Genomic DNA, 5,957 nt, shown 5'->3' with positions numbered 1-5,957 from the left:
CCGGCGTCGTGAGCGACAAGCGCCCGGCGTTCGCGCGTCCGACGATTCGCGAGGTCGCCGACGCCGCCGGCGTCTCGCGCTCCACCGCGTCGCGCGCACTGTCGGGCAACGGCTACGCCGCCCCCGACGTGCGCGACCGCGTGCGCGCCGCCGCGAAGGAGCTGGGCTACGTCGTCGACGTCACGGCGCGCAGCCTCAAGCAGCGCACCAGCCGGTCGGTGGGCGTGCTCGTGTCGGACCTCCGCAACGTCTTCTACGCCGAACTCGCGTCGGGCATCGGCGAGGAGGCACGCGCTCACGGTCGCACCCTGGTCATGACCGACCTGCGCGGTGAGGGTGCCGACGAGCTCGAGGCGGCCGAGGCCCTCGTCGCCTCGCGCGTGTCGGGGGTGATCGCAACCCCCGTATCGCGGGAGCTGAGCGGATTCCTCAGCCGCATCGGCGTGCCGCTCATCGAGGTCGACCGGCGCTTCGACGCCGAGGCCACCGATGCGGTCGTGGTCGACAACCGCGCAGCGGCCCGCGACACGACGTCGCGTCTGCTCAAGGCCGGGCATGAGCGCATCGCGCTGCTGATCGACGAGACCGAGTGGACGACGGGTGCCGAGCGCCACCGCGGGTTCCTCGACGCGCTCGCGGCCAAGAAGATCCGGGCGGACGAGTCCCTCATCGTGCAGGCCGGATGGGACGCCGACGAGGCGATGGCCGCCGCGCAGCGCATTCTCTCGCGCGCCGACCGTCCGACTGCGGTGTTCGCGGCGAACAACGTGCTCACCGAGGGCACGTGGCGCGCTGCGGCGTCGCTGGGCCTCAGGGTGCCCGACGACGTGAGCATCGTCGGCTTCGACGACGCGCCGTGGATGAGCATGGTCACGCCGGGCGTCTCGACGCGATTCCAGGATGCCGGAGCCCTCGGCGCGACCGCGATGCGCGCACTCCTCGAACGCATCGACACCCCCGACGCCCCGGTGCGGACGATCGTGATGCCCACGCGCTTCGTCGACCGGGGATCGATCGCGCCGCCCGCGCGATGACGGGGAGCCATGACCGACCCCGCCGACCCCGCCAGCAACCCCGACGTCGATCCCGACCGCATCTCGCCGGACCGCATCGACGAGGCTCTCGTGCGCGAGCTGCTCGCCGCACAGTTCCCGCACTGGCACGCACTCCCCGTGCGTCCCGTCGCGCTCAGCGGCAACGACCACCGCATCTTCCGGCTCGGCGACGACCTGAGCGTGCGGCTGCCGAGCGCGCCCGGCTACGTGCCGCAGGTGCACAAGGAGCAGACGTGGCTGCCGCGCCTCGCGCCGCACCTGACCCTGCCGATCCCCGCCGTCGAGGGAGTCGGTGAGCCCAGCGACCTGTTCCCCGCTCCGTGGTCGATCCATCGCTGGACGCCCGGGGAGCCGGCATCCGTCACCCCGCCCGCCGACTGGGCACGCTTCGCCGCCGACATCGCCGCGTTCCTGCGGCAGCTGCGGACGGTGGACACGACGGATGCCCCGGCCCCCGGCCTGCACAGCGCGTTCCGCGGCGGGCCTCTCGAGCACTGGGACGACGAGATGGGCGCCATCCTCCACCGCGTGCACAGACGTGAGCGCGACCTCGCGGCGGGGATCTGGCGCGATGCCCTCGACGCGCCGTTCACCGGTGCGCCGGTGTGGTTCCACGGCGACGTGTCGCTGAACAACCTGCTCGTGCGGGGCGGCGAGCTCGCCGCCGTCATCGACTTCGGCTGCGCCGGGACGGGGGACCCCGCGTGCGACACCGTCTTCCGATGGACCTCGAGGCACGACGAGGCGCGCGAGCAGTTCGGCAGGGACTACGCCGTCGACGACGCGACGTGGGCGCGCGGTCGCGGGTGGGCACTGTGGAAGGGCCTCCTCATGATCGCGAACAAGCCCCCTGGCCAGGCGGAGCTCGCGCGCCACGTGCTCGACCGGCTCTTCGCCGAGGCCTGAGGCCTCTTCGATCGTTGTGCCGGCGGCGGGCTTTGCTACTATGTGGGAACGATGTCACATCGGGCGCGACGCAGGCCGTCGCGCAGGCCGGAGGAACGAATGGCAACGCAGCACCCCGTGCTCGCGCTCGACATCGGCGGCACGAAGCTCGCCGTGGCGGTGGTGACGGCCGACGGCCGCACGCACGGCGCGATCACCGAGCCGACCGACAAGCATCGCGGCCCCGATGCCGTCATCGCGCACCTCTTCGACATGGGCCACCGCAGCATCGCCGTGGCGGGCCTGGGCACTCCCGCCGCGGTCGGGATCAGCTGCGGCGGGCCGCTCGACGCCACGGCCGGCATCCTGACCGGTCCTCTGCATCTGCCCGGATGGATCGACGTGCCGATCGTCGCCATGGCCTCAGAGGCCTTCGGGGCGCCCGCCGTCGTCGAGAACGACGCGACCGCCGCCGTGCTCGGAGAGCACCGGTTCGGCGCCGCGCAGGGCGCCGACATCGCGCTGTACCTGACGCTCTCGACCGGCGTCGGCGGCGGGTCGGTCATCGACGGCCGGCTGCACCGGGGTGCGGCGGGCAACGGCGGCGAGTTCGGGCATGTCATGGTGCGGCCCGGCGGGCGCCGGTGCGAGTGCGGCCGCAGCGGATGCCTCGAGGCCTACGCCTCCGGAACCAACATCGCGGTGCGCGCGAACGAGCTGCTGGCCGCGAGCGAACGCGACTCGACGCTGCGCGCAGAGCCTCTCGTGCGCGCGGAGCACGTCTCGGCAGCGGCGGCGGCGGGCGACGACCTCGCGCTCGAGGTGTGGGACGAGACCATGGCCCTCCTCGGCCAGGCCGTCACCGACCTCGTCAACGTGTTCGAGCCGAACGTCGTCGTGCTCGGCGGCGGTGTGACCCGCTCGGGAACGCTGCTGCTCGATCCCGTGCGCGACATCGTCGCCGCGACCGCGATGCGCCCGGCGGCCGAACGTGCCCTCATCACCCTGGCCGGCCTCGGCGACGAAGTGTGCGTCGTCGGCGCCGGAGCCCTCGCCCTCGACCTTGCCCTCGCATCCGACCTCAAGGGGGCCGCCCGTGTCTGACTGGCTCGACGAACAGCTCGACGCCCACCTCCGCGCCGCCCGTGACGCCGAGCCGCTCCTCGCGCAGGTGCGCACCGTGGGCGCGACGCTCATCGCCGCGTTCGACCGCGGCGGGACGCTGTACACGTTCGGCAACGGCGGCAGCGCCGCCGACGCCCAGCACTTCACCGGCGAGCTGATCGGCCACTACAAGCGCGACCGCCGCCCGCTTCCCGCGGTCACGCTCACCACCGACGCGACGGTGTCGACGTGCATCGCCAACGACTACGCGTTCGAAGACGTCTTCTCCCGCCAGGTCGAGGCGCTCGCGAAGCCCGGCGACGTCGTCGTCGCCTTCACGACCAGCGGCCGGTCCGCGAACGTCGTGAACGGGCTCCAGGCCGCTCGGGCGAACGGCGCCACCACGCTTGTCTTCGCGGGCGGAGACGGCGGCCCGGCACTCCCGCTCGCCGACCATGCGTTCCTCGTGCCGTCGCGCGCCACCCCCCGCATCCAGGAGCTGCACACCTTCCTCCTGCACGCGCTTTCCGAGATCCTGGACGCGTGGGCAGCGGGAGAGGAGCCGGCGGCGTGAGTCCGCAGGACCATCGGGCACCCATCGCCAACGCGCCGTCGGGCACGCAGCCCCGCGGCATGGCGTCCGCAACCCGCCCCGCCGCGACTCCCGACCGCACGCTGCACATGATCGGCAACGCCCACCTCGACCCGGTGTGGCTGTGGCCCTGGCAGGAGGGGTACCAGGAGGCGCGCGCCACCTTCGCGAGCGCCCTCGACCGCACGGACGAATACCCCGACTTCGTGTTCACGTGCGACCAGATCGTGCTGCTGTCGTGGGTCGAAGAGCAGGACCCCGAGATGTTCGCGCGAATCCAGCAACGCGTCGCCGAGGGCCGCTGGGTCAACGTCGGCGGCTGGTGGGTCGAGCCGGACTGCAACCTGCCCATGGGCGAGTCCTTCGCCCGCCAGGGGCTCTACGGCCAGCGGTACCTGCAGTCGCGCTTCGGAAGGATCTCCACCGTCGGCATGAACGTCGACCCGTTCGGCCACAGCGCCGCGCTCCCCCAGATCCTGCGCGCGCAGCGCATGGACTCATACTGCTTCCTGCGCCCGGGTCCCCACGAGGGCGACCTCGACGAGACCTTGTTCCAGTGGGAATCGGCCGACGGCTCGCGGGTGCTCGCGTACCGCATCCCGTTCGAGTACTGCAGCCCCCCAGGCGACGTGTCGGGTCAGACCGAGAAGTCGCTCGGGCAGCTTGACCGCTCGCTCGGCGAGATGATGGTCTTCTACGGCGTCGGCAACCACGGCGGCGGGCCGACGAAGGCGAACATCGAGTCGATCCACCGCTCCGACCGCATGGGCAGCTTCGGAAGGATGACGATGTCGTCACCGCGCGCGTACTTCGACGAGATGCTCGCCCGTGGCGAGGGATTCCTCGACGGGCTCGCCGTCCGCCGCGACGACCTGCAGCACCACGCGCCCGGCTGCTACTCGTCGCACTCGGGCATCAAGGCGTGGCAGCGCAAGGCCCAGTGGACCGTCCTGTCGGCCGAGCGCTGGGCGGCGATCGACACCGCGCTGACCGGAGCGCAGTACCCGCGCGACGACCTCGAGCGCGCGTGGAAGCAGATCCTGTTCAACCAGTTCCACGACATCCTGCCCGGCTCTGCGATCGAGCCGTCGTACGACGACGCGCGCGACCAGCTCGGCGAGGCGATCGCGATCTCGAAGCGCATCATCGCGCGCGCCCACAACCGCATCGCGCGCCGGATCGACATCCCGATGGATGCCTCGACCCAGCCCGTCGTCGTCTTCAACCCGCACCCGTGGCCGGTGTCGGTCGACGTCGACATGCAGTACGGCGCGCAGCCGCGCGGCGTGCGGATCGTCGACCACGAGGGCGCGCCCGTGGTGTCGCAGGCGACCCAGTCCACGGCCACGACCGGCGATCTGAGCCGCGGCGCCGTGACGTTCCGCGCCGAGGTCCCGGCCCTCGGCTACGCCCTGTACCGCATGCTCCCCGGGCCCGCCGCCCCGGTCGAGACCGGACTCAGGGTGTCGGACGACGGCACCGTCATCGAGAACGTGCACGTGCGCCTCGCGATCGACCCCGAGACGGGCGACGTCGTGTCGCTGCTCGACAAGGCGAGCGGCATCGATCCCCTCGCCGGCACCCGCGGCCAGCCGCGCACCGCGGTGTGCGACGACCCGACCGACACCTGGGGCCACCGCGTCATCTCGTATGCGTGGCCGGGATCGGCCATGACCCTCGACCGCATCGTCGTGCGCGAGACCGGGCCGCTGCGCTCGCGCGTGCGCGTCGAGAAGTCGTGGGGCTCGTCGACGCTGGTCGAGGAGTACCTCCTCTCCTCCGATGCTCGAGCGGTGCGCGTCGACGTCACGATCGACTGGCGAGAGAGGGCGCACCTGCTGAAGCTGCGCTTCCCCGTCGGTCTCGACGACCCGGCCGCGACCTACGAGATCCCGTACGGCACGATCCAGCGCCCGGTCGACGGCGCCGAGGAGCCCGCGCAGTCGTGGGTCGACCTCACCGGCACAGTCGGCGGCGTCCCCGCGGGTCTCACCGTGGTCGCCACGACGAAGCACGGGTGGGATGTGTCGCCCGCCGGCTCCGCGGGGCTCGAGACCGCGAGCATCGGCATCACCGCGGTGCGCAGCCCCGTGTACTCGTGGCACGACCCGCGTCTGCTCGACCCCGACGGCGTGTACTCGTTTCAGGACCAGGGAGTCCAGCGCTTCAGCCTCGAGCTCCTCCCGCACGCGGGCGACTGGCGCGCAGCGCAGCCGACGCGGCGCGCCGCCGTGCTCGGGGCTCCCGTGCGCGCGCAGCTCGAGTCGTTCCACGACGGCGACCTCCCGCCCCGCGACAGCTTCGCCGACGACGGCGCCGGC

5 protein-coding genes are annotated in these 5,957 nt (G+C 72.5%); all 5 read left to right on the top strand.

What is annotated here, in order from left to right; all coding sequences use genetic code 11:
* The first annotated feature begins 8 nt into the window (after positions 1–8).
* Positions 9–1,034 (top strand): LacI family DNA-binding transcriptional regulator, encoded by a 1,026-nt coding sequence (locus EIO58_RS11325; RefSeq protein WP_127819630.1) that lies wholly within the window; start codon positions 9–11, stop codon positions 1,032–1,034.
* 9 nt (positions 1,035–1,043) lie between these two features.
* Positions 1,044–1,961, top strand: coding sequence for an aminoglycoside phosphotransferase family protein (locus EIO58_RS11320; RefSeq protein WP_127819629.1), 918 nt, complete (start codon positions 1,044–1,046; stop codon positions 1,959–1,961).
* A gap of 99 nt (positions 1,962–2,060) precedes the next feature.
* Positions 2,061–3,044: an ROK family protein gene (locus tag EIO58_RS11315; protein WP_127819628.1), complete on the top strand. Its 984-nt coding sequence runs from the start codon at positions 2,061–2,063 to the stop codon at positions 3,042–3,044.
* Positions 3,037–3,618: a D-sedoheptulose-7-phosphate isomerase gene (locus tag EIO58_RS11310; protein ID WP_127819627.1), complete on the top strand. Its 582-nt coding sequence runs from the start codon at positions 3,037–3,039 to the stop codon at positions 3,616–3,618. Before EIO58_RS11315 ends, EIO58_RS11310 begins: the two co-directional genes overlap by 8 nt.
* Positions 3,615–5,957, top strand: a 2,343-nt coding sequence (locus EIO58_RS11305; protein WP_240658758.1) for an alpha-mannosidase, incomplete at its 3' end; no start/stop codon positions are given. The genes EIO58_RS11310 and EIO58_RS11305, both read left to right, overlap by 4 nt.

The organism is Microbacterium sp. CPCC 204701 (assembly GCF_004010105.1).
GTDB lineage: Bacteria > Actinomycetota > Actinomycetes > Actinomycetales > Microbacteriaceae > Microbacterium.
Note: the sequence above shows the minus strand (reverse complement) of the source record. Positions and strands in the feature narration are given on the sequence as shown.

Bases quoted from the DNA above. Each gene is read 5' to 3' on its own strand.
- EIO58_RS11315 (WP_127819628.1), top strand. From the start codon at position 2,061: ATGGCAACGCAGCACCCCGTGCTCGCGCTCGACATCGGCGGCACGAAG.
- EIO58_RS11320 (WP_127819629.1), top strand. From the start codon at position 1,044: ATGACCGACCCCGCCGACCCCGCCAGCAACCCCGACGTCGATCCCGAC.